Source organism: Labedaea rhizosphaerae (assembly GCF_004362825.1).
Taxonomy (GTDB): Bacteria; Actinomycetota; Actinomycetes; order Mycobacteriales; family Pseudonocardiaceae; genus Labedaea; species Labedaea rhizosphaerae.
This window is the reverse complement of sequence record NZ_SNXZ01000003.1, coordinates 918509-941303: the sequence shown is the minus strand read 5'-3', so window position 1 is coordinate 941303 and position 22795 is coordinate 918509. Positions and strand designations below refer to the sequence as shown.

The window sequence follows — 22795 nt, the reverse complement described above, 5'->3', positions numbered from 1 at the left end:
AACGTGGCCGAGGTATCCGCGGCCATGAAGTTCAACCTGAAGTTTTGTCCGGAACCTTCGGGTAGGGTCGGCCTTGTGCAGGGGCTGGACCAGCATGTATCCCTATTGGTGACGCTTCGCCAATCGACCGGTTACACGCAGGAAGAATTGGCGGCGCTCGCTGGTCTCACCGCGCGGAGCATCAGTGACATCGAACGTGGACTGGTGCGCCGGCCCCGGCTTCACTCTCTGGAATCGATTGCTGACGCGCTGGGATTGAACGATTCGGCGCGGCGCGAATTCATCGACCATTACCGGCCCCGCACGGCCCCGCAGTGGCAACCCCGCGCCACCGCGCCCGCGCAGCTCCCGGCCGTCGGCGGGCTGTTCGTCGGCCGGCAGGCCGAACTCGCCCGCCTGGACGAAGTGCTCGCCACGGAGCCGGGCGCGCTCGTGGTGATCGACGGCATGGGCGGCATGGGCAAGACGACGCTCGCCGTGCGGTGGGCGCACCGGGTCGCCGAGCGGTTCCCGGACGGCCAGCTCTACGTGGACCTGCACGGTTACGGCCTCGCGCCGCCGGTGGACCCGTCCCAGGTGCTCGGCCTGTTCCTCGACGCCCTCGGCAAACCGGCGGACAAGCTGCCGGCCCGGCTGGACGCACGGGTGGCGCTCTACCGCGGTGAACTCAGCCGCAAGCGGGTGCTGGTGGTGCTGGACAACGCCCGTGACGTGGCGCAGATCCGGCCGCTGCTGCCCGCCGGGTCGGCCTCGATGGCCGTGGTCACCAGTCGCAGCCAGCTGCGTGGACTGTCCATCCGCGACGGTGCACACCGGATCACGTTGCGGGGCCTGCCCGACGAGGACGCGGCGACCGTGCTGGGCCGGTTCGTCGGCGCGCAGCGAGTCGCCGCGGACCCGAGCGCCGTGACCGCGCTCGTCCACCGCTGCGCGGGCCTGCCCCTGGCGCTGGCGATCGTGGGCGACCGGGCCGCCCGTGAGGCGTCCGAGTCGCTCGACCACTTCGTCGCCGACCTGGCCGCGGATCGCCCGCTGGACGCCCTCGACGGCGATCCGGCCGACCCGTACTCCAACATCCGCGACGTCTGCGCGTGGTCCTACGACGCCTTGGACCCGGCGACGGCCAGGGTGTTCCGGCTGCTCGCCCTGCACCCGGGCCACGACTTCGACCTGGCCTCGGCCGCGGTGCTCGCCGGCGCCACGCCCGAGTCGCTGGACCTGCTCGTCAGCGTGCACCTGCTCGCCCAGCCCACGCCCGGCCGCTGGGAGTTCCACGACCTGCTCCGCGAGTTCGCCGCCGAGCAGGCGAGCACCGACGAGGAGCGCGACGCGGCGGTGGCGCGGCTGCTCGAGCACTTCCGCGAGCACGCGGAGGCGGCGGTCCACCAGCGCTGGCCGGGCCTGGTGCCCGCACCGAGCCGTCCGGTGTTCGCCGACGAGGAGCAGGCGACGGCGTGGCTGGCCACCGAGCACGCCAACCTGATCGCCTCGTCGGTGTGGGCGGCCCGCAACGGTCATCCCGAGCACGCCGCCCGGATGGCCGACGTGCTGTGGCGGCACCTGGACGTGGGCGGTCACTACCACGACGGCCGGCTGCTGCACGAGAGCGCGGCGGCCGCCGCGACCGGCGCGGCCAAGGCCCGGACGCTGCGCTACCTGGGCACGGTGTGCGACCGGCTGGGGGAGCACCAGCGCGCCCTGCGCCACTACCAGGAGTCCTTGGACGTGGCCGTGTCCTGCGCCGACGACGCCGCCGAACGCGGCGCGCACAACAACCTGGGCATCGCCCACTGGCGCACCGGCGCCTACGAGACCGCCGAACACCACCTGCAGCGGGCGATCGCGCTGGCCCGCCGGATGGGCGACCGCATCGACGAGGCGCGGATCCTCGGCAACCTCGGGTTGGTCCGCGCCGAACTGGGCGACCTGGCCACGGCCCGCGAGTACCAGGAGCAGGCGCTGGCCGCGGCCCGTGCCATCGGCGACGACGTGGTGGAGGGCAACGCCCTCGACGAGCTGGGCGGGATCTACCGCCAGCTCGGCATGCACGAACAAGCCCTGCACCACCACGAACAGGCGCTGGCGAAGTACCGGGCCACCGGCAACCACGACGGCGAGCGCGACGCGCTGTACAACATCGGCGAGGTGTACCGGGACCTCGCCCGCCACGCCGAGGCCCTGGACCACCACGAGCGGGCGCTGCGCATGGCCCGCGCCATGGGCGCGCGCGACGGCGAGGCGCAGGCGTTGAACGGGCTGGCCGAGACCCGCTTCGACATGGGCCAGCCCGACGAGGCGGCCCGGCTGCACACCGAAGCCGAGCACCTGGCCGAGGAGCTGGGCGCCCCCGCCGAACGGGCCAGGGCGCACACCGGCATCGGCGACGCCCTGACCCGCCTGGGAAACCCGGCGGCCGCCCGCGACCACTGGGAACAGGCGCTGCGCCTCTACACCGAACTCGACTCCCCGCGCGCCGACACCGTCCGCGACCGCCTGCGTTCGGCTTGATCGGCCGGCCTCACGGTGCGCGCCGTGCCGGCCACCAGACGGCCCGCCCGATGTCGATCGTCAACGCCGGCACCAGAAGAGTCCGCACCAGCAGGGTGTCGACCAGCACGCCGAACGCGACGATGAACGCGATCTGCGCGAGGAACAGGATCGGGATCACGGCGAGCGCGGCGAAGGTCGCGGCCAGCACGATCCCCGCGGAGGTGATGACGCCGCCGGTGACCGCGAGCCCGTGCAGGGTGCCCGATCTCGTGCCCCGCGTCAGCGTTTCCTCCCGTACCCGCGTCATGAGGAAGATGTTGTAGTCGATCCCCAGCGCGACAAGGAAGACGAAGCCGAACAGCGGCACCACCGGGTCGGCGCCGGGGAAGCCGAGGACGTGGTTGAACACGAGGGCGGACACGCCCATGGTCGCCGCGAACGACAACACCACGGTCGCGATGAGCAACACCGGGGCCAGCAGCGCGCGCAGGAGCCCGGCCAGCACCAGGAAGATCACCACCAGCACGATCGGGATGATCACCGCGCGGTCGCGTTCGGACGCGGCCTGGGTGTCCAGCTGGACCGCGGTCTGACCGCCCACCACCGCCTGCGCCCCCGGCACCGCGTGCACGGCCGTCCGTACTCTGTGGACGGTCGCGGTCGCTGCCGTGGAGTCGGCGGCATCGCGCAGCACCACGTTCACCCGGATGCGGCCGTTCACCGCCGGTTGCTGGACTTCGGCCTCGGCGACCCCGGCGACCAGGGCCGCGTTCCGCACCGCCTGTGCGGTGCTCGCGTTGGTGATCACCGTCGTCGGCGTGCCCGTGCCGCCGGGGAAGTGCGCGCTCAGCACGTCCTGCCCGGTGGTGGACTCCACTTGCTGCAGGAACACGTCGGACTGCGCGGTCCCCTCGGCCCTCAGTTGCGGGACGAAGGCGGCACCCGCCGCCAGCACCAGCACGGCCCCGATCCAGGTCCAGCGTGGCCGGGCCCCGACGAAGCGCGCGATGCGCCCCCACACGCCGCTCGTCTCGGGGTGTTCGGAGCCGACCTCGGGCCGGGCCGGCCAGAACGCGGCGCGGCCGGTGAGCGCCAGCGCCGCGGGCAGGAACGTCAACGACGTCAGCAGGGCCGAGGCGATGCCGATCGCGGCCACCGGGCCGAGGGTGCGGTTGGAGTTCAGGTCGCTCAGCAGCAGGCACAGCACACCGAGGATCACGGTGCCGCCTGAGGCGAGAACGGGGGCGGCACTGGCCCGCAGCGCGATCCTGATGGCGTCGAACCGGCTCGCGGACTCGCGCAGTTGCTCGCGGAAGCGGGAAACCAGCAGCAACGCGTAGTCGGTGGCGGCGCCGAACACCAGGATCGACAGGATGCCCTGGCTCTGCCCGTTCAGCTCGATGATGTCGTTGTCGGCCAGCAGGTACACGACCAGGCTGGCCAGGCCGAGCGCGAACACCGCGGAGACCAGCACCAGCACCGGGAGCAGCGGGCTGCGGTAGACCAGGACCAGGATCACCGCGACGATCCCGGCGGCGACCAGCAGCAGGACGCCGTCGATGCCGCCGAAAGCGGTGACCAGGTCGGCGATCTGCGCGGCCGGGCCGGTGACCGCGACCGTGAGCCCGGGCGGCGCGCCCCGCAGGACGGAGCGGACCTCGGTGGTGACCGCACCCGGGTCCTGGTTCGCGTCCACCGGCACCACGACCTGCGCGGCTTGCGCGTCGCGGGGCGCTGGGATGGGTGGTGACGGCGGACCGGCCACGCCCGGCACGCGTGCGATGCGCGCGGCACGATCGGCCAGGAAGGCGTTGTCCTCACGGGTGAGCCCGGCCTTGCGCTCCACGACGACGATCGCGGGCAGCACGTCGCGGTCGGCGAACGCCCGGGCCTGGTCCTGGGCCTGCGTCGCCTCGGCGCTCTTCGGCAGGAAGGCGGCGCTGTCGTTCTCCACGACCTCGCTGAGCTTCCCGGCGAACGGACCGGCCACGCCGCCGACGCCCAGCCACAGGACGAGCAGGACGGCCGGTAACAGCCATCGCCGTTTACTTCCACGCTGGAATGATTCCACGGTGGAAAGACTAGGATAGGATCCGGCGATCGGCAGGGTGAGAGGCAAAGGGGGCGTCGTGCCGGACACGTCGAGCGTCGATCACCTGGTGCGGTTGCTGCGCCTTTTCACCATGGAGACCGAGCGCTACATCTCGGCCTTCGGCACCGACAACGAGATGCATCGGACCGACTTGAACGCCCTGGGCGCGATCATGGAGGCCGGCCAGTCCGGTGATGCGATGACCCCGGGGCGGCTGAGCCGCCGGCTCCAGTTGAGCGCCCCGGCCACCAGCGCGCTGCTCGACCGGCTGGAGAGCGCCGGTCACGTCCGGCGGGTGCGCAGCACCGTCGACCGCCGCCGGGTCGACCTCGAGCTCACCGACACCGCACTGGACGTGGGGCGGGCGCTGTTCGCCCCGCTGGCCAAGCACCTGCGACCGGCCATCGAGCGCTACCCGGCCGAGCAACGCGCCCTGGTGGCCGAATTCCTGACCGAAGTCGCGGCCGCGACCCGGGCCGCCGCGGACGGCAGCACGGACGCGACCGCGACGAAGCCGAGGAAGTAGCGACAGCTACCCGAGGGTCACGCCGGCTTGTTGGCGAGTTTGGCGAAGCGTTCGGGTCGGGGCCAGCGGACCTGGGTGGCCCAGCCGAGCTTTTCGAAGATCCAGATCACGCGGGCGGAGATGTCGATCTGGCCGCGGCCCACGCCGTGGCGGGCGCCGGTGGGGTCGGCGTGATGCGAGTTGTGCCAGGACTCACCGCAGGACAGGATCGCCAGCGGCCAGAAGTTCGCGGACTTGTCGCGGGCGGCGTAGGGCCGCTCGCCGATCATGTGGCAGATGGAGTTGACCGACCAGGTCACGTGGTGCAGCAGCGCGACGCGGACCAGCCCGGCCCAGAAGAACCCGGTCAGCGCACCCCACCAGGACATCGTGATCAGCCCGCCCAGCAGGGCCGGGGTCAGCAGCGTGGCCACGGTCAGCAGCGGGAAGAGCTTGTCGACGCGGGTGATGTCGTCATCGGCGAGCAGGTCGGGGGCAAACCGGCGGGGATTGGTTTTGTCGCGGCCGAACATCCAGCCCATGTGGGCGTGCCAGAACCCCTTGGCCAGCGCGGCGGCCGACGTGCCGAACAGCCACGGCGAGTGCGGGTCGCCCTCGCGGTCGGCGTAGGCGTGGTGGCGGCGGTGATCGGCCACCCAGCCGATCACCGGTCCTTGCATGGCCATGCTGCCGATCGCGGCCAGCGCGATCCGCAACGCCCGGTTGGCCTTGAACGCGCCATGGGTGAAGTAGCGGTGGAACCCGACCGTCACACCCAGGCAGGTGAGGAAGTAGAACCCCGCGGCCAGCCCGATGTCGGTCCAGGACAGTCCCCACCCCCACGCCAGCGGCACCGCCGCGGCCACCGCGAGCAACGGCACCACAGCGAACAACTTCACCAGGAAGTTCTCGAACCGGGTCTTCTCACCAGCCAGCATCGGCTCGGGAGCGGGCCGGGTGGGCGCCGGACGATCTTGTACAGCATGAGTCATGAACAGCCTTCACGTGCGATCGGGAACAGGGGCCGGACGCTTCGGAACGTCCCAGGCCGGGGGTGGACGGCGACTGCATCGGCTCGTCCACGCGCGAGTGCAAGAGGAGCGGCTACCTACCATCGTCGGCAGCTCGCGTGCGCTGAGGCACGGACCCTGCTCGACTACGACCTACCCAGTACAACGTCCGGCGGCTGGATTGGTTCCCGGGCGCCGCTGTGTGGGATGCCGTGTGGCGCAACGTACGTCGGAGGACGAACATGGCCTCCATGCAGGACCACCGCCCGACGACCACGACCACGTCCACGTCCGCGCCGCACGCCGAGCGCGTGGCCCGGCTTCGCGACCAGGTCAGCGGCCTGCCCGACGGCGCGCCGGTCCGGCTGGCCAAGGGCACGTCGAACTTGTTCCGCACCCGCACCGGGGCGGGAACGCTGGACGTGTCGGACCTGACCCACGTGCTGCACGTCGACCCCGATGCCCGCACGGCGGACGTCGAGGGCATGGTCACCTACGAGCAGCTCGTCGACGCCACGCTGCCGTTCGGGCTCATGCCGATGGTGGTGCCGCAGCTCAAGACGATCACGCTGGGCGGCGCGGTCGCCGGGCTCGGCATCGAGTCCGCGTCGTTCCGCAACGGCATGCCGCACGAGTCGGTGCTCGAGCTGGAACTGCTCACCGGCGCCGGCGAGGTGGTGCTCGCCCGGCCGGACAACGAGCACCGCGAGCTGTTCCACGGCTTCCCGAACTCCTACGGCACCCTCGGGTACGCGACCCGGGTGCGGATCGCGCTGGAACCCGTGCGGCCCTTCGTGCGCCTGCGCCACCTCCGGCACACCAGCGCCGAGAGCTACTTCGCCCAGCTCGCCGAGGTCTGCACCACGCGCAGCCACGACGGCGAGCCCGTGGACTTCGTCGACGGCACCGTCTTCGCCTCCGACGAGCACTACCTGACCGTCGGCACGTTCGTCGACGAGGCCCCGCACACCAGCGACTACACCTGGCTGGACATCTACTACCGCTCGATCCAGCGCCGCGGGGAGGACTACCTGACCACCCGGGACTACCTGTGGCGCTGGGACACCGACTGGTTCTGGTGCTCGGCCGCCCTCGGCGTGCAGAACCGCCTGGTGCGCCTGCTGCTGGGCCGCAAACGGCTTCGCTCGGACGTCTACTGGAAGGCGGTGGCCTTCGAGCGCAGGCACAACCTGGCCGCTCGGTGGGAGCGGCTGCGGGGCCGGCCCGATCGCGAGGTGGTGGTGCAGGACATCGAGGTGCCGGTCGACCGGGCCGCGGACTTCCTCGATTTCCTGCACAAGGAGGTGCCGATCTCGCCGGTGTGGGTCTGCCCGATCCGCCAACGCGACCGGACCCAGTGGCCGTTGTACGACCTGGATCCCGAGACGTTGTACGTGAACTTCGGCTTCTGGTCCTCGGTCGCGCTCGACCCGGGCGAGCCCGCCGACACCCACAACCGGCTCATCGAGCGGACGGTGGCGGAGATGGGCGGGCGCAAGTCGCTCTACTCGGCGAGCTTCTACCCGCAGGACGAGTTCTGGTCGCTCTACAACGGCCCCGTCTACCGCGGGCTCAAGCAGCGCTACGACCCTGGTGCCCGGCTACCCGACCTGTACGACAAGTGCGTCCGCGGGCGTTGAAACCCCGCCTGGAGGTGAACGGCATGCTCCGCCGAGAACCCGGTTCCCGTCCGCTCGCCGCGGCGTTCGAGGGACTCATCCCGCCCGGCACCCCGCTGGCGGTGAAGCTCTACGACGGCAGCGTCGCGGGTGATCCCGCCGCGCCCGTGGGGTTCGAGCTCACGTCCCCGAAAGCGTTGAGCTACCTGTTGTCCGCGCCCGGGGAACTGGGGCTCGCGCGGGCCTACGTGACCGGGCACCTGCGGGTCACGGGCGGCATCCACGCCGTGCTCGAGGTGATGTTGCCGTTGCTGGAAACCCTGCGCTGGCAGGACGGCATCCGGTTGCTGCGGGAACTCGCACCGCAGTACCTGCGCCCGGTGTCCCCGCCGCCGGAGGAACTGCCCAGCAAGCTGCGGCGCGTCGTGTCCGGGCTGCGGCACTCACGCCGTCGCGACGAGGCCGCGATCGCCGCGCACTACGACGTGTCCAACCGGTTCTACGAACTGGTGCTGGGCCCGTCGATGGCCTACACGTGCGCGTGCTACCCGACCGCCGACGCCTCGCTGGAAACCGCGCAGGCGCACAAGTTCGACCTCGTCTGCCGCAAACTCGGGCTCGAACCCGGCATGCGGTTGCTCGACGTCGGCTGCGGGTGGGGTGGCATGGTCATGCACGCCGCCGAGCACTACGGCGTGACCGCCCTGGGCGTGACGCTCTCGCGCGAGCAGGCGCAGTGGGCGCGCAAGCAGGTCGCCGCGGCCGGGCTCACCGACCGGGTCGAGGTCCGCCACCTGGACTACCGCGACGTCACCGAGACCGGTTTCGACGCGGTGTCCTCCATCGGGCTCACCGAGCACATCGGCGCCCGCAACCTCCCGGCGTACTTCCGGTTCCTCGCGAGCAAGCTGCGCGTGCACGGCCGGCTGCTCAACCACTGCATCACCCGGACGACCACCACCGAGTCCCACCGGCTCGGCCCGTTCTTCGAGCGCTACGTGTTCCCCGACGGGGAGCTGGAAGGCATCGGCGAGATCGCCAGTGCCATGCAGGACAACGGCTTCGAGATCCGCCACGACGAGAACCTGCGTGAGCACTACGGGAAGACGCTGGCCGCCTGGTGCGCCAACCTCGACGAGAACTGGGACGCGGCGGTCGAGGACGCCGGCCTCGGCCGGGTTCGGACGTGGGCGCTGTACCTGGCAAGCTCCCAGCTGGCCTTCGAACGCCACGGACTCGAACTGCACCAGCTCCTCGGCGTCAAACCGGCACCGGACGGGACCGCGAACATGAACCTGCGCCCCGACTGGGGTCTCTGACGTTCCCACCGGAGCCGGTCCGATCATCTTGGGAGGAACGACATGGCTCCGGTCGCGGTGGTCACCGGCTCGGCGATGGGCATCGGCAGGCAGGTCGCCCGCACGCTGGCCGGCGAGGGCTACGACCTCGTTCTCGTGGACGTCCAGGACCAGACGGAGCTCCTGGGCGAACTCCGTGACCGCGGGTGCGCCGCCACCGCCGTGGTCTGCGACGTCGCCAGCGAGGACGACGTCGAGCGCCTGGCCGCGCGGGTCGAGGACGTCGACGTCCTGGTCAACAACGCCGGCATCTCGCTGCTGGAGGCCGCCGAGACGACGACCGCGCAGCAGTGGCGCCGCGTGCTGGACGTCAACCTCACCGGCCCGTTCCTGCTGTGCCGGCGGTTCGGCCGGCGCATGCTCGAGAAAGGCGCGGGTTCCATCGTCAACATCGCGTCGATCGCGGGCCTGCACGCGGTGGCCGACCGGTCGGCCTACAACGCCAGCAAGCACGGCCTCATCGGCCTGACCAAGACTCTGGCCGCGGAGTGGGGCGGCCGCGGCGTCCGCGTCAACGCCGTCTGCCCCGGCTGGGTCAAGACCGAAATGGACGCGGCCGACCAAGCCTCGGGCGGCTACACCGACCAGGACGTCACCGACCGGGTCCCGATGGGCCGCTTCGCCACCCCCGAGGACATCGCCGCCGCCGTCGCGTTCCTCGCCGACCCGGCCCGCAGCGGCTTCATCAACGGCGCCCAGCTCCCCGTCGACGGCGGCTGGATCGCGGACGCCAGCTGGACCTCCCTGCGCCTGCGCAAACGCTGAACGGATTCTTCCCGAAGAAATTTTGCGAGGCGGTGTCGGATCGGGTCGGGGGCGTTCGTAGGAGGGGCGAGAGGCTGCCCAGCCGGGGCGGCCGGCGCAGAAGGCAAGGACGCTCCTCATGACCACCTTGACGAAGCCGGGCACGGCCACCGCACGCAGCTCCGGTCGCCGCATGTGGGCGATCCTGGCGCTGGTGCTGCTCGCCGACGCCCTCGACGTGATCGATTCGACGGTCACCAACATCGCCGCCCCCACCATCGCCGGTGACCTCGACGGCGGCGTGGGCCTGATCAAGTGGCTGGGAACGGCGTACATGCTGGCCATGGGCGTGCTGCTCGTGGTCGGCGGCCGGCTGGGGGACAAGTTCGGCCAGCGCAGGCTTTTCCTGATCGGCATGGGCGGGTTCACGGTGGCGTCGGCAGTCGCCGGTTTCGCGCCGGACCCGGCCCTGCTCATCGTCGCCAGGGTCGCCCAGGGTGCGTTCGGAGCGCTGCTCATCCCGCAGGGGATGGCGACCATGACGAAGGCGTTCGACCGCGACATGCTCGCCAAGGCCTTCGGGATGTTCGGTCCCGTGCTCGCCCTCTCGAGTGTCGGCGGCCCGATCCTGGCCGGGTTCCTCATCAGCGCCGACGTCTTCGGGTTGTCCTGGCGCCCGATCTTCCTGATCAACATCATCCTCGGCGTGGTCGGCATGATCATCGCCGGCCGGATCCTGCCGCGCGACGACGACGCCGACCGCTCCACCGTCGTCGACGGCCGGGCCTCCGGCCTGCTCGCGGTGACCATGATCGGCGTGCTGTACGGCCTTATCGAGGGCTCGACCAACGGCTGGAGCGCCGTCCCCGTCGCCTCGATCACCATCGGAGTCCTGTTCTTCGCCGCCTTCGCCCATCGCCAGCGCACCGCGACCCACCCGCTCATCAAGCCGTCGCTGCTGAAGAACCGGGGTTTCACGTCCGGCCTGCTCGTGTGCCTGGTCGCCGTCGCGGCGGGCACCGGCCTGCTCTTCGTGCTGTCGCTGTTCCTGCAGGAGGGCCTGCACGTCGGGGCGAGGGACGCCTCGCTCGGCCTGCTGCCGATCACCGTGGGGCTCGTCGTCGCCGGGTTCGCCGCCATGGGCGGCCTGGTCGTCAAGCTCGGTCGCACCCTGGTCTTCATCGGCCTCGCCGTCGACCTCGTCGGTTGCGGTTGGGTGCTGGCCTTCGTGGCGGACGCAGGTACGAACATCAGCCTCTGGACGCTGGCGCCGGCGTTCATCGTCATCGGTGTCGGCATCGGCCTCAGCTTCGCCACGATCCCCGTGGTCGCCCTCGGCGACGCGAAGCCCGATGAAGCCGGTAGCGCCAGCGGCTCGTTCAGCTCGATCCAGCAGCTCGCCTCGGCGATCGGCTCGGCCGCGCTCACGTCGATCTTCTTCCAGGCCGCGAGCTCCGGACTGGACCACGCGATGACGGTCAGCCTCGTCGTCGTCCTGGCCGTCACCGCCCTGAGCATCCCGGTCGTCGCCCTGATGCCCCGCAAAGCACCGCAGGAACCCGGCAATTGAGCCGAGGTTCGTTCGAGGGCCGGTGCTCGATGACGAGCCCGGCCCTCCGGCCTGCCTCAGAACAGGGTCGCGGGCGCGACCGGCTCCGGCTCGGGCAGTGCCTCGAGGTCCGGCACCAGCGCTCGCACGTCGTCGTGGAACCGGCGGGCGAGCGCCGGTGCCTCGTTGTTGTCGGGGGTGTGCACGAAAACCGTCGGCGACCGGCCTTCGCGCAGCCAGCCGGCGACCACCGCGGTCCACGGCTTCCAGCCCGCGACCGTCTCTTCGACCGAATCCCGGCCCAGGTAGCGGACGATCGGCCGGTCGGTCAGCGCCCGGGTGCGCCGCGGCACCCGCGGCTTCTTGGGCCAGGTCTCCCGCTCGGCCTCACTGGTCGGCGGGTTCCGGAAGAAGACCGTGGTGTCGAACGGCACCCACTCGGCGTCGGCGTCGGTGAGCGCTCGCTCCAGCAGCGACGTCGAGCGGGCGTCGGTGAAGAACTCCGGGTGGCGCACCTCCACCGCGCGCCGACGGTCGGAGGGGAGCCGGCGCAGGAAGCGGCCGAGGGCATCGACGTCCGACGGGCCGAACGAGCCAGGCAACTGGGTCCACAGGACCGCCCGTTCGCCGAGCGGTTCGATCGCGTCCAGGAACGCCCGCATGTCGGCCTCGACACCGGCGAACCGGCGTTCGTGCGTGACGACCTTGGGCAGCTTGACCACGAACCGGAAGTCGGCGTCGATCTGCTGCGCCCAAGTCGCGACGGTGTCGCGGGTCGGGGTCGCGTAGAAGGTGGTGTTGCCCTCGACGGCGTTGCACCAGCCGGCGTAGGCCCGCAGGCGTTCCTTCGCCGGCAGCGCCTGCGGCACGAACCGCCCGGGCCACGCCTTGTGCGTCCACATCGCGCAGCCGACGTGAAGACGTGGCACTGGCGTCAGCTCCCCTCGATCACGGCTCAAAATATCCCGGTTCGGCGCTGTCGGAGGGTGCGGCCCACTCGCCGATCCGCCGGGCGGCCGCCATCGCCGACCACGCCGCCAGCTCGACCAAGGTGGCGTCAGACGGATCCGTCCGCCGGAAGTCCGCCACGACCCGCTTGTCGACCTGGTACGAGGCGAACGCGACCAGCAGCGCGAGCCGGGCGGCCGGTCGCCGCGCGGTGGGCAGCGCCGCCACCAGGTGGTCGACCCAGGCCCGGCTGATCCCCTTGGGTTCACCCCGCCAGCCGGCCAGTTCGGCCCGCACCAGGTCCCGCACCTGGGCGGGCGCCGCTCGGCTGCCGGCCTCCTCGACCGCCGCAGCCGCCTTTGCCATGGCCCCTGCCACGGTCGGAGCTGCGGCAGCCCAGCCGAGCTCGGCGGGCAGCGACGCCTCGGGCAACAATGCGAGCGAGCGGCCCGGCGCCGGCTCCGTGCCAGCGGCTGACTTGATCAACCCCACCAGCACACCCATCACACCACCGAGCGCCAACCGGGGCGTACCCGGCGGCAACGGGACCTCGCCGAGGAACACGTTCGCCATCCGGTTGAGGTACTGCATCATGGTGACGAGCCCCAGGTACTCGGGTGCCTGCGCCGCGGTGAACGGGATGCCGGCGCTCGCCGCGGTGTCCGCGTGCACACTCGCCCGCGCCCACGTAACTGCCGGATCATCGATGGTCTCGACGCTGTTCCCGGTCATGCCCCCGTACGTGCTGCCGTGCACCGTCACGCAGAACGGACAGGTGTTGGCGACGGACACAGCGGTGGCCATCGCCTCTTTCACCACCCGGTCAACGTGACCAGGCACGAGCATCGTCTCCCGCAACATCGACCACGCACCGGCCAGCACGGCCGGCGCCGGTGAATGCAGCGTCATCGGCGGGGCGAGCACACCGAAATCGCGCTCGATCTGCCGATAGACCTCGGCGACCAACCCTTGCGCCGCACCGAACCGGACCGGCCGAACGTATTTCACCTGGGTGTTCCCGAGCGCGCCGAGCACGGCCAACGTCAACCTGCTCATGGATCTCTCCATTCGGAGGCAGAAAGCCGACCGTAACCGCCGTTGCGCCGCACTCGCCAGGTGTTCAAATTGAAGGCGCGCCACAGTCGAACCGCGGCGCGCCCCCAAAAGGATCTCGTCAGTGCGAGCGGCCCGCGTAGGTGCGGTCGACGACCACCGGCGACACGCTCACGTACCCGTCGAGCAAGGCCTTCGTGTCAGTGCCCGGCTCGAACGTCGGCGTCGGCGTTTCCGGCGTGTACGCGAACTGGTAGGTGCCGTCGCCGGTCGGCGTGTAGCCGGCCCGGCCCTGCGTCGCCCGGCCGACCGACGTCCAGCGCACCGGTGCGGGTCCGTCGCCGGGCTGGACGTCCGGCTGGTTGACGTTCAACAGGACCATGTCCCGCACGTAGGCCCAAACGCGGGGCAGCGTGAGCAGCCGGACGACGACGTCGGCTGCGGCACCATAGGTTTCCGTCGTCGGTCGGGTCGCGACGCCCGTGCCGGCGTTGACCGCGATGGCGGGCACTTTCCGTTCGACCGCGGCGGTGGCCGCGCCGATGGTGGCGGACCCGTTGATCGCGAAGTCGGTGTTCGGGCCGGCGTTGATCCCGGAAATGACCATGTCCGGCCCGTCGTTCCAGCCGAGGCGTTGCGCCAGCAGGGCAGTCAGCGCGAGATCGACCGCGTCCGCCGGCGTCACCGACGGGGTGGTCGGACCACAGGGGCCGCTGCCCTGGCACACGCCCAGCACCAGTCCGTGCGCGGGCGCGGTCGCGCAGTCGGTGGCGAACTCGGCGGGCACGGCCAACGGCGCGGCGACGGACACGGCGGGCGAACCCGAAATGGCCCGGCTCTTGCCGCCCTGCGGCAGCCACGGCCCGACGACCGCCACGTCGGCTCCGGCGCGGCACAACCGTTGGCGCAGCACGTACAGCCCGCGCCCGTCCGAGCCGTCGGGCTTCGCCGCCTGCACCGAGTCGTCGTTGACGAGCAGGATCTTCTTGCCTGCCAACGAAACCGGCCGCTCGTGTTGCGGGCTGGCCTGCGCGGCCCCAGCCATCGAGAGGACCACCACCGCCACGACCGCCACTCGCAAAGCCTTCAACCGCATCGCGTCTCCTCAAGGATCAAGAATGGAGGAGCAGCGTAACGGCGGCACGGTGCGCATTAGCGAAACATTGGTGACGTTAGAGCCACCGGCGCACACGTGCCGCGTAATCGGCGTAGTCCCGGCCGAACCGCTGGGCGAGGTACTCCTCCTCCGGTCGGATGACCAGTGCGCGCACGACGAGGACGACGAGCGGGAAGAGCACCAGCGGCCACCAGGAGCCGAACACCAGCGCCATGCCGACGTATGCCGTGGCCAAGCCGGTGTACATGGGATTGCGGGACAGGCGGTAGACGCCTTCGGTGAGCAGGACGGCGACCTGGTGGTGGGGCACGATCGTGGTGCGGTGCCTGATCACCGCGGCGACGCCGGTGAACGCCAACGCCAATCCGAGCGCGGCAATCACCGCCCCGACGGCCACCGTGACCGGACGTCCGCCGACCGGAAACGCGACCAGGGCGTTGACCGCCATGCCCGCGGCGATCCCAGCGACGTAGTACAGCGGCGGCGGGATCAGGACCACTCGCGCGCCGCGCTGGGTCTTCGTGTCAGCTGGCATGACGGGCTCCTTGGGTAGAGGCTTGCTCTATCCAATAGAGCACTACACTCGACCCGTGGCTGTCAAGAGGCGTTACGACTCAGCACACCGGCAAGAACAGGCCCGGCAGACCCGGCGCGCGATCCTGGACGCGGCGGCAACCCTCTTCGTCGACCCGGGGTATGCGGCAACCCCGTTGACGAAGGTCGCCGCGGAGTCCGGCGTGGCGATCCAGACGGTGTACAAGGTGTTCGGCAGCAAGCAGGCGCTGCTCTCGGCGCTGGTCGACGTCACCATTGCCGGCGACGACGAACCGGTCGAGTTGTCGGAGCGCTCGTTCGTGGCGGAGATCCGTGCGCTGCCCGATGCCCGGAGCAAACTGCGCCGCTATGCCCGGCACCTGGCCGAGATCCACGCCAGGCAGACCCAGGTGATGCTGGCGCTCGCGGCTGCCGCCACCGCCGACCCCGACGCAGCGGCGATCTGGCGCAAGAACATGGACGACCGGCGCACCGGCATGACGAGGTTCGCCGCCGAACTCGCCGAGACCGGCGAACTGCGAACGGACCACACAATCGACACCGTGGCCGACGTGCTGTGGCTGGCCATGGACGTGCACAACTACGACTGGCTGGTCCGCCGCCGCGGCTGGTCCGCCGAGCGGTTCCAGCAGTGGTACGTGGAAACCGTCGCCGCAGCCATCCTCACCAACGACCGACGCGCCTGAAAAAAATCGTCATCGTCGTGGTGCATGGATTGAGGTCCAATCGCCGTAGCCGCTCGGTGGGGTTTCCTGATAATCCTGATGAGGCTGGCCGGGTGGCTCACCAAGCTGGGGGCACTCATTCCTCCGAGATATCCGGGAAAGTTCCAAACCGACTACCAGCGCCAGGTGACGCGCCTGTGAGCCGGCCATTTCGAGCATGGGATGGAGATCGGTACATGTTCTCTCGGCGATCGGGTATTGCGGCGTTGCTCTTGGTGCTGGTCAGCGTCGGTTTGGCACCATCTGCGCAGGCGACGGACACCTCGCGCCACGTGGTGTCCATTGCGAGGGCCCGGACCTTGCCTCCGGACACGGTGGTCACGCTCGAGGGCGTGGCCACAACTCCGTCGGGTGCGTTCGAGTCCAGCTTCTTCGATAAGGGCTTCGCGATCCAGGACCACAGCGCCGGGATCTATGTCAGCGTCGCGGTCGACCTGCATGTCTCGCCGGGAGCCAGAGTGCACGCGACCGGGACGCTGGCTGACAGCTTCGGATTGCGCATCCTCGTCCCCGCCGATCCGGCCGCGGTCCACGTGCACGGCAAGGGTGCCGCGATCGATCCCCGGAAGGTGCGCACCGGGGCCGTCGGCGAAGACACCGAGGGACTGCTGGTGTCCGTCGTCGCCAGGATCACCAGTGCACCGGAGTCGGACCTACCGTTCGGTTTCAAGTTCCTCGTCGACGACGGCTCCGGTGAGCTCACGATCTTCGTCAACACCCAGACCGGCATCGACCTGAGCGGTCTCGCCGTGGGCCAGACCGTCCGCGTGACCGGCTTCAGCAGCCAATTCGACACCCACTACGAAATCGACCCCCGATTCCCAGCCGACATCACCAGACCGCATTGTTAATGCGGACAACAGCCGCCACGCGAAACGCCACCATCCGCCGCACTGCAAAACCGGATCCGGCGCGTACCTCCTGTCAAGTCTCCGTTGAGCCAGAGCTATCGCGGACAGCGGCCAGTAGCCCCGCGCTCGGCGTACGTCGGCGCACTGAGTGGAATGTTTGCATGCGCGGGCCCTCTTGACGAGCGTGCAGACGGATATTTCTGCTGGTCAGTTGCGGGTGGGTCGAGGGGAGTCGAACCCCACTGGCTGGAACTTAAATCGACTACAAACCGCGGCACCAGCGTGCGACCACGGCAGACCCGGGCTCAAGAAGACCGGATCAAGGCAGCAGAGGCATCAGTTGCCGCACGTACGCCCCCAAACTCGCACCCAGCGATCGGCGGCGTTGTACCGGAGGTGGTCTCATTGCTGATTTCAAGGTGGGCTGCGCAGGGTGTGGGGGTGCGGAGGTCGCGCGCAGTGTCGAGGTGCCGGCATCGAGGTTGGCCTTGCGGCGACCTGATACTGGAACCTTGCCAACGAACATCCGCTCATGCCGAGTTGAGTGTGTTCCTTGCCCAAGTTGCACCCTGCCGTTCGAGGTACTTCTGGCTGCTGGGCGGCCCGTGACCACGAGCGATGGTTTGGTGTCGATCGGTCTGTAGGCAAAGGAATGGGTCTATCTGAGTTCGGGAGGGCACGGCAGGCAACCGAATGACGTTGCGGAGCGTGCTGCAGGTAAGGACTTCCAACATGCGCTGCCCACTGCGGACTGCTTCGTCTGACGCAGACGTAAAGGAGTCGGTGCGGAGGCGGCCGCGATGTCTTGCGAACGAGGGGAACCATGAAACGCACACAAAAGGCAGTTCTGACCGCCACAGCGGTCTTGGCCTCGACGTTGACGGTCACATCAGGCATCGCCACGGCGCGGGACGCCGACGACTGCACCTGGACGCAGGCCCCTCTGCCGTTGCCCGCCGGGCAGTCCTGGGGGCACGTGACCGCTGCCGCGAACGGCGGTTGGTTGGCAGGCAGCGGTTCCTCCGGCACGATCCGTTGGCACAACGGTGTCGCCGAAGATCTTGGCCGGGCGTTCGGTCAGCAAACCGAACTGAACGACATCAACTCCACCGGCACCGCGGTCGGCATGACCATCGCCGACGGCGTACCCGACGACGCGGTCGTCTACCGCGACGGCCGGTTCACCGCTCTGCCGATACCGCCGGGCCACCGGACCGCGCGAGCCCTCTCCATCAACGACACCGGCGACATCGTCGGGACCGCAGGTGGCATCGGCGACACCTTCGACCTGACGATCTGGCGGGCCTCCGCACCGGGAACGGTGCTGACGGTCAATCCCGATCCCGCCGCCTACGGCTACGTCAGCCCGGTCGAGATCGATGAGCAAGGCCGCATCCTGATCAGTGCGTCGACGTCGCAAACTGACTACTTCGTACGGTATCCGGACGGAACGATGACCAAGCTCGCGCTGGGTACCGACTACGTCAACGCGTTCCGCAACGGCCGCATCGCGGGCGAGAAGTACGAGAACGACCAATTCGTCACCATCGAATGGGACCTGTCCGGCACGATTGTCCGCCAGCTGGATAGATGGGCAACCGGACCCGTCGTCGATTCCGGCACCCGTACGGCCGGCACCTACCGCACCGCCGACGGCAGCGAGGCGCTCGGAGTCTGGGACAACGGAGTCCTTACGCACACCCTCGTCACCAGCGCGGACTCCAACGGCTTCAGCGCACCGGTGATCACCGACGACGGCGTCATCGCGACCACGATCGGCCCGACAGTAACGACCTTCCACCACAGCTGTCCCGCATAGCGCGGAACCCTTACGGGTCGTAGGCCAACGCAGACATCAGGCCCGCTGTTGCCGCCGACCTGATTCACCTAACCACGAACATCCGCTTCTGCCGCTGTGCGGACGTGGCCGACTGCCGTTCGGTCGGCGTGATCTCGTTCTCGCACCCAAAGGTCAGCTCGGCGGCGACGGGACTTGAGTGTTTCCGCTGGCCAGAGCTAGTGGGACTGAAGGGACTCGAAACCTCACCGGCTGGAACCTAAATCGACGACAAACTGCGGCATTGATGCCCCACCAGGGCGGACGCGGACTCAAGAAGGCCCGATCGAGGCATCAGAGGCATCCGTTGACGCACGCTCGCACCCAAACTCGCACACCAGCGATCGGCGTGCGGTGCTGGATGGCGCCGCTGGCAGCGCTGTGAATGCACCCCGATCGCTGGTCTGCGACAGGGCGCGGGCATCGAGCTCTACGGCGGCCCAGAGCTCATGGCCAACGCGCCAGGCATGGCCTGCGCACGTACTGAGGAGCCGTAGAGCCAATGCACTGACAAGGTCGGCATCGAGTTCGTTTGTCTCTCGCGTCTCTATCGAATCGGGATCCTGTGGCAGTTAACATGCGCTTATGCCGACGGCTGAGTGATCGCGACCCTTTAGATGAGGAATCAGTTGTAACGGCAGACCCGTTTTGTGGCGGTGGCGAGAACAGTAACCAAGGGACCAGATGATGTCGGGCGGTTGGCAGGTTACGGCGGAGGAGCGGGTGCGCATGAGGTGGCGTACCGGCATGTCGGATACGATGTCCCGTCGAGTAGATACAGGATGGCCTGCTAGGGATAAGGTAGAGGTTCGAGGTCGTCCTTGCCCAACCACCAAAATGTGTCTCTGCCGTAGTAGATGTGTTTGGCCCACGTGTCTTGCTCTTCGTGGAGAAGGTTGGAAACCGAGATGGGACTGAAGAACCGGTGTTCCGCGAAGTGTCGGTTGATCCGCCCGATGGCCTCTCCCATCGTGATGGGGAAAAGGAGAATCATCTCCTGGGCAATCTCCTGGAGGTAGGCGATTGCTTCAGCGGTGCCCAAGATCTGGAATGCTGTGTCATCGCGCAGCAGCGCCCGATACTCGTCCGCCTTCCGACCGGCTGGGTCGAGCAACTCCAGGACCTTGAGGGCCGCCGCCAGCAACTCCATGTCCGACTCGGCTCTCGCGGCGCGGAAAACAGCCTCGAGTTCCTTCCGCTCTGACATCGTGGTCAGTTTGATCAAGTCTGCTTCCACCATGTGAGCCACCATGATCGGTGCTGAGCCGGCACGGCGCAGCAGCCGAAGCGCCAGCGCCTTCATGTCCGAGTATGCGTCCACCAACTCGGTCGATGCAGTCTCGCTGGTTTTCGCCTCAGCGCCAGCGGTCAACGCCGTGACGACAAAGTGCACCGCCTCGATCACATCTAACTCCCACTTGTGGCTATTTCGATCAACACCAGTATCGCCGTGCCACCCGCATCGCTACGACCGCGGCCTTGCTCGCACGATGGACTGCACTCCCATGCCGACGTGCGGGGCACCCGTCTGGCGGTTGCGAGTTTGGGATGATCGCCGGCTGCGGCACGACGTATCCGGCAGCCTTCCGTCGCCCGGTGCCTCGAGAGCACACTCAGGCCACCGCACTGAGTGGAATGTACGCACCCGTTCTCGCACCCACGGGTCGCCTTGATGACAGTCCAGCCGAATGTTCCTGCTGGTCAACATTGGTGGGGCTGAAGGGATTCGAACCCTCACCGGCTGGAACCTAAATCGACTACAACCCGCGGCACTGCTTGGCGGCCAGGGCATGCGCGGATCTCGTGACTCTCCGCAGCGCGCTAGAGGCAGTGCTGGACACCAGTTCATGCCCACACTCATGCCCATGCGCGGCTCTAATGGTGGTGGGCTCGGTGCGCGGGACGAGTGCGAGCGCACTGGCCGGATTTGGCCTGTGTTGGCTGCGCTTGTCTGCACCTTGACTGACTGGGCGCGTGGGGTGTGCACCCGTCGGTGCGGCTGCACGCTTTGGCCAAGCGGACCGAGCGCACCGACTCGTCAACGTGGTGCGCTGTTGACGTTGGGCACACTGATCACATGACAGGTTTGACCGCTGAACTCGTGGTCGAGGGCCGCGTCCCGCAAGCCCCTGCTCTCGCTCCGAACGGGCAACTGCTCTGCTACGTTCTCGCCCCCATCAGCCGAATCGGTGACCACCTCGACACCGCGCTCTGGCTGGCCGACATCGAAGGCGATGGTGAGTGGCATCGGGTAACCGCCGACACCGCGACGGAGTCCCGACCCCGCTGGTCCGCGGACTCGCGCACGCTGTACTTCCTGTCCGACCGCGCGGAGCGTGGCACTCCGCAGCTGCACCGGTTCACCCCTGCCGACGGCGTGGTGATCGCGGTGACCGGCTGGCGCGCCGGCATCATCGACCACCTGCCGCTCGCCGATCCCAGCCTTGTCGCTCTGCTCGCCGAGGACGAGCCCACCGAGGAGGACACGCGCCGCGCCCAGGACCGCGACGACGCCATCGTCGTCGGTGAAAGCGAACCGCGTGCCCGGTTGCGCCTGCTCGACCTGCGCGCCGGCCAGGTCACCACTCCGAGTGTGTTCGGTGACCGGCACGTCGTGGAACTGCGGCAACGACCCGACGGTGGCCCGCTCGCCGTGCTCACCCAGGCCAGCGCCGACAAGGACTACGGCCCCCGCACCGGCCAGCTGCACCTGTTCGACCTCGCAACGGGGACCGCTGAGGACCTTGGACCGGTCGAGGTCGAAGCACAATCGCTGGCCTGGTGGCCGGCTGAAGACGGTTGGCACCTCGGTTACATCGCCCTCACCCCACCGGTCCTCCACGCCGGCACCGCGGTGTTCGACCTGGCCATCAGCAGCCGCGTCCGACGCAACCGCACCGCCAACCTCCCGATGTGCCCCACCGAACTACGCCAGACCGACGCCGCCCCTCTGGTCGTGTTCGCCGACGGCCTGAACACGACCCTCGCCCGGCTCGATCCCGACGGCTCCACGCCGCTGTCGCAGCACCCCGGCCGCCTCGACTCCCTCACCACCAACCCCGCGGGCACGACGATCGCGGCACTGACCGGTACCCGTTACCAACCCACGAACATCCACATCGGCCCGCCAGTCGGGCCGCTGCGAAAGGTCACGGACACGCGCCCCGAACTCGACGGCATCACGTTCGGCACCCAGCAACCGCTGGCTTACCGTGCCGTCGACGGACTCGAACTGGACGGTCTGCTGGTACTACCGGTTGGGAAATCCGCTTCGGATGGCCCGTTCCCGCTCGTCACGATCGTGCACGGTGGCCCTTACGACCGGTACGCCGATCAACTCCAGTTGTTCTCGTTCTACGGTGCACGGGCACAGTGGCTGGCCACCGACGGATACGCGGTGTTCCTGCCCAACCCGCGCGGCGGTCAGGGCCACGGTCACGAGTTCGCCGCCAGCGTCGCGGGCAGGGTCGGCCGAGAGGAGTGGACCGACATCCTGACCGGCATCGACCTGCTCATCGACCAGGGCATCGCCGACCCCGACCGGCTGGGCATCGCCGGCGGGAGCCACGGTGGATTCATGGCCGCCTGGGCAATCGGGCAGACAAACCGGTTTCGCGCCGCGCTGGTCGACGCGGGTATCACAGACTGGGGGATGCTCGCCGCAACCGGGGAGTACGGCCAGCTCGATGGCGCGCTTGGCGGCAGCATCGGGTGGGAGGGGATCGGCCCGCACCCGCACGACGCGCTCAGCCCGATCTCCTTCTCCAGCCGCATCCGCACCCCAGTGCTCATCCTGCACGGCGCCGAGGACACCAACGTCCCGCTCGGCCAAGCCGTGTACTTTCACCGGGCACTGCGCCACTTCGGTGCCGTGCACGAGTTCGTGATCTACCCCAGAGAGGGCCACTCGATCCGGGAACGCAACCACCAACTCGACATCCTGCGTCGCACCCGTGCCTGGTTCGAGCGCTGGCTCCAGCCCTGACAGGGATACCTGGTCGTTCCGCGCATCGACCCGTGCACCCGCACCTGCACCTGCACCTGCACCACGGAAGTATGACGGCCAGAATTGCCGGCACCGCAGCTGTTGCACCTGTTCCAGTGGAACCGCCTGCAACGGCTGGAAGCCGTCGCTGCTGAGGTCCGGACGGGTTGCCCACCGGGAGTTCGGGAGGATCACATCACGGGCGCCTGCCGGCAACTCCACACAATTGGGTACGCCATTCTCGTAACACTCCGGGCAGGAGTTGCGAAGATCGGCGACAACGGAATAATCGTTAGTAAATAAGAAGATCATCGAGCGTTCTCGTTCGAGTTCAGCCGAGCGAGGACGGCAGCGACG

The 22795-nt window shown here is 69.0% G+C and carries 17 protein-coding genes; 10 read left to right on the top strand and 7 right to left on the bottom strand.

The window, feature by feature from the left end:
• The first annotated feature begins 24 nt into the window (after window positions 1-24).
• Entirely contained in the window at window positions 25-2508 is a 2484-nt protein-coding gene (locus tag EV186_RS21580) for an ATP-binding protein (RefSeq protein WP_133851097.1), read from the top strand.
• Between the two features lie 10 nt (window positions 2509-2518).
• On the opposite strand, the gene EV186_RS21575 is transcribed toward EV186_RS21580, so the two are convergent.
• Complete coding sequence (locus EV186_RS21575) at window positions 2519-4561, bottom strand: MMPL family transporter (RefSeq protein ID WP_133851096.1); 2043 nt, start codon at window positions 4559-4561, stop codon at window positions 2519-2521.
• Between the two features lie 58 nt (window positions 4562-4619).
• On the opposite strand from EV186_RS21575, the gene EV186_RS21570 reads away from it, so the two are divergent.
• The gene (locus EV186_RS21570; RefSeq protein ID WP_243754174.1) at window positions 4620-5108 is read left to right on the top strand and encodes a MarR family winged helix-turn-helix transcriptional regulator; all 489 of its coding nucleotides are present in this window, start codon (window positions 4620-4622) and stop codon (window positions 5106-5108) included.
• 17 nt (window positions 5109-5125) lie between these two features.
• On the opposite strand, the gene EV186_RS21565 is transcribed toward EV186_RS21570, so the two are convergent.
• Window positions 5126-6079 (bottom strand): acyl-CoA desaturase, encoded by a 954-nt coding sequence (locus tag EV186_RS21565; RefSeq protein WP_208115711.1) that lies wholly within the window; start codon window positions 6077-6079, stop codon window positions 5126-5128.
• 260 nt (window positions 6080-6339) lie between these two features.
• Here EV186_RS21565 and EV186_RS21560 point away from each other — a divergent pair, with 260 nt between their 5' ends.
• The 4 genes from EV186_RS21560 (at window position 6340) to EV186_RS21545 (ending at window position 11388) form a co-directional block, all read left to right on the top strand.
• Entirely contained in the window at window positions 6340-7737 is a 1398-nt protein-coding gene (locus EV186_RS21560; protein WP_133851095.1) for an FAD-binding oxidoreductase, read from the top strand.
• Between the two features lie 23 nt (window positions 7738-7760).
• Window positions 7761-9035, top strand: coding sequence for a class I SAM-dependent methyltransferase (locus EV186_RS21555; RefSeq protein ID WP_133851094.1), 1275 nt, complete (start codon window positions 7761-7763; stop codon window positions 9033-9035).
• A 42-nt stretch (window positions 9036-9077) separates the two neighbouring features.
• On the top strand, window positions 9078-9839 hold the full coding sequence (locus tag EV186_RS21550) for an SDR family NAD(P)-dependent oxidoreductase (RefSeq protein ID WP_133851093.1): 762 nt from the start codon (window positions 9078-9080) through the stop codon (window positions 9837-9839).
• Between the two features lie 118 nt (window positions 9840-9957).
• Complete coding sequence (locus tag EV186_RS21545) at window positions 9958-11388, top strand: MFS transporter (RefSeq protein WP_166659257.1); 1431 nt, start codon at window positions 9958-9960, stop codon at window positions 11386-11388.
• A gap of 56 nt (window positions 11389-11444) precedes the next feature.
• On the opposite strand, the gene EV186_RS21540 is transcribed toward EV186_RS21545, so the two are convergent.
• The 4 genes from EV186_RS21540 to EV186_RS21525 all read right to left on the bottom strand — a co-directional run bounded on the left by EV186_RS21540 (window position 11445) and on the right by EV186_RS21525 (window position 15020).
• Window positions 11445-12269, bottom strand: a complete 825-nt coding sequence (locus tag EV186_RS21540; protein WP_133851399.1) for a DUF72 domain-containing protein — start codon at window positions 12267-12269, stop codon at window positions 11445-11447.
• 46 nt (window positions 12270-12315) lie between these two features.
• Window positions 12316-13371, bottom strand: coding sequence for a carboxymuconolactone decarboxylase family protein (locus EV186_RS21535; RefSeq protein ID WP_133851092.1), 1056 nt, complete (start codon window positions 13369-13371; stop codon window positions 12316-12318).
• A gap of 118 nt (window positions 13372-13489) precedes the next feature.
• Window positions 13490-14464: a 5'/3'-nucleotidase SurE gene (surE, locus tag EV186_RS21530; RefSeq protein WP_133851091.1), complete on the bottom strand. Its 975-nt coding sequence runs from the start codon at window positions 14462-14464 to the stop codon at window positions 13490-13492.
• 76 nt (window positions 14465-14540) lie between these two features.
• Window positions 14541-15020, bottom strand: coding sequence for a methyltransferase family protein (locus tag EV186_RS21525; RefSeq protein WP_208115710.1), 480 nt, complete (start codon window positions 15018-15020; stop codon window positions 14541-14543).
• 55 nt (window positions 15021-15075) lie between these two features.
• Here EV186_RS21525 and EV186_RS21520 point away from each other — a divergent pair, with 55 nt between their 5' ends.
• The 3 genes from EV186_RS21520 (at window position 15076) to EV186_RS21510 (ending at window position 18435) form a co-directional block, all read left to right on the top strand.
• Window positions 15076-15726, top strand: coding sequence for a TetR/AcrR family transcriptional regulator (locus tag EV186_RS21520; protein WP_208115709.1), 651 nt, complete (start codon window positions 15076-15078; stop codon window positions 15724-15726).
• 254 nt (window positions 15727-15980) lie between these two features.
• The gene (locus EV186_RS21515; protein ID WP_243754172.1) at window positions 15981-16616 is read left to right on the top strand and encodes a hypothetical protein; all 636 of its coding nucleotides are present in this window, start codon (window positions 15981-15983) and stop codon (window positions 16614-16616) included.
• 976 nt (window positions 16617-17592) lie between these two features.
• On the top strand, window positions 17593-18435 hold the full coding sequence (locus EV186_RS21510; RefSeq protein WP_133851089.1) for a hypothetical protein: 843 nt from the start codon (window positions 17593-17595) through the stop codon (window positions 18433-18435).
• Between the two features lie 808 nt (window positions 18436-19243).
• Here the strand turns inward: EV186_RS21510 and EV186_RS39495 are convergent.
• Window positions 19244-19858 (bottom strand): hypothetical protein, encoded by a 615-nt coding sequence (locus EV186_RS39495; RefSeq protein ID WP_208115708.1) that lies wholly within the window; start codon window positions 19856-19858, stop codon window positions 19244-19246.
• Between the two features lie 672 nt (window positions 19859-20530).
• On the opposite strand from EV186_RS39495, the gene EV186_RS21500 reads away from it, so the two are divergent.
• Entirely contained in the window at window positions 20531-22438 is a 1908-nt protein-coding gene (locus EV186_RS21500; protein ID WP_133851088.1) for a S9 family peptidase, read from the top strand.
• Window positions 22439-22795 lie beyond the last annotated feature (357 nt).

Excerpts from the sequence above, each read along its gene's own strand:
- EV186_RS21580 (WP_133851097.1), top strand. The coding sequence starts at position 25 with ATGAAGTTCAACCTGAAGTTTTGTCCGGAACCTTCGGGTAGGGTCGGC.
- EV186_RS21565 (WP_208115711.1), bottom strand. The coding sequence starts at position 6,079 with ATGACTCATGCTGTACAAGATCGTCCGGCGCCCACCCGGCCCGCTCCC.
- EV186_RS21560 (WP_133851095.1), top strand. The coding sequence starts at position 6,340 with ATGGCCTCCATGCAGGACCACCGCCCGACGACCACGACCACGTCCACG.
- EV186_RS21555 (WP_133851094.1), top strand. The coding sequence starts at position 7,761 with ATGCTCCGCCGAGAACCCGGTTCCCGTCCGCTCGCCGCGGCGTTCGAG.
- EV186_RS21550 (WP_133851093.1), top strand. The coding sequence starts at position 9,078 with ATGGCTCCGGTCGCGGTGGTCACCGGCTCGGCGATGGGCATCGGCAGG.
- EV186_RS21545 (WP_166659257.1), top strand. The coding sequence starts at position 9,958 with ATGACCACCTTGACGAAGCCGGGCACGGCCACCGCACGCAGCTCCGGT.
- EV186_RS21540 (WP_133851399.1), bottom strand. The coding sequence starts at position 12,269 with ATGTGGACGCACAAGGCGTGGCCCGGGCGGTTCGTGCCGCAGGCGCTG.
- EV186_RS21535 (WP_133851092.1), bottom strand. The coding sequence starts at position 13,371 with ATGAGCAGGTTGACGTTGGCCGTGCTCGGCGCGCTCGGGAACACCCAG.
- surE (WP_133851091.1), bottom strand. The coding sequence starts at position 14,464 with ATGCGGTTGAAGGCTTTGCGAGTGGCGGTCGTGGCGGTGGTGGTCCTC.
- EV186_RS21525 (WP_208115710.1), bottom strand. The coding sequence starts at position 15,020 with ATGCCAGCTGACACGAAGACCCAGCGCGGCGCGCGAGTGGTCCTGATC.
- EV186_RS21500 (WP_133851088.1), top strand. The coding sequence starts at position 20,531 with ATGACAGGTTTGACCGCTGAACTCGTGGTCGAGGGCCGCGTCCCGCAA.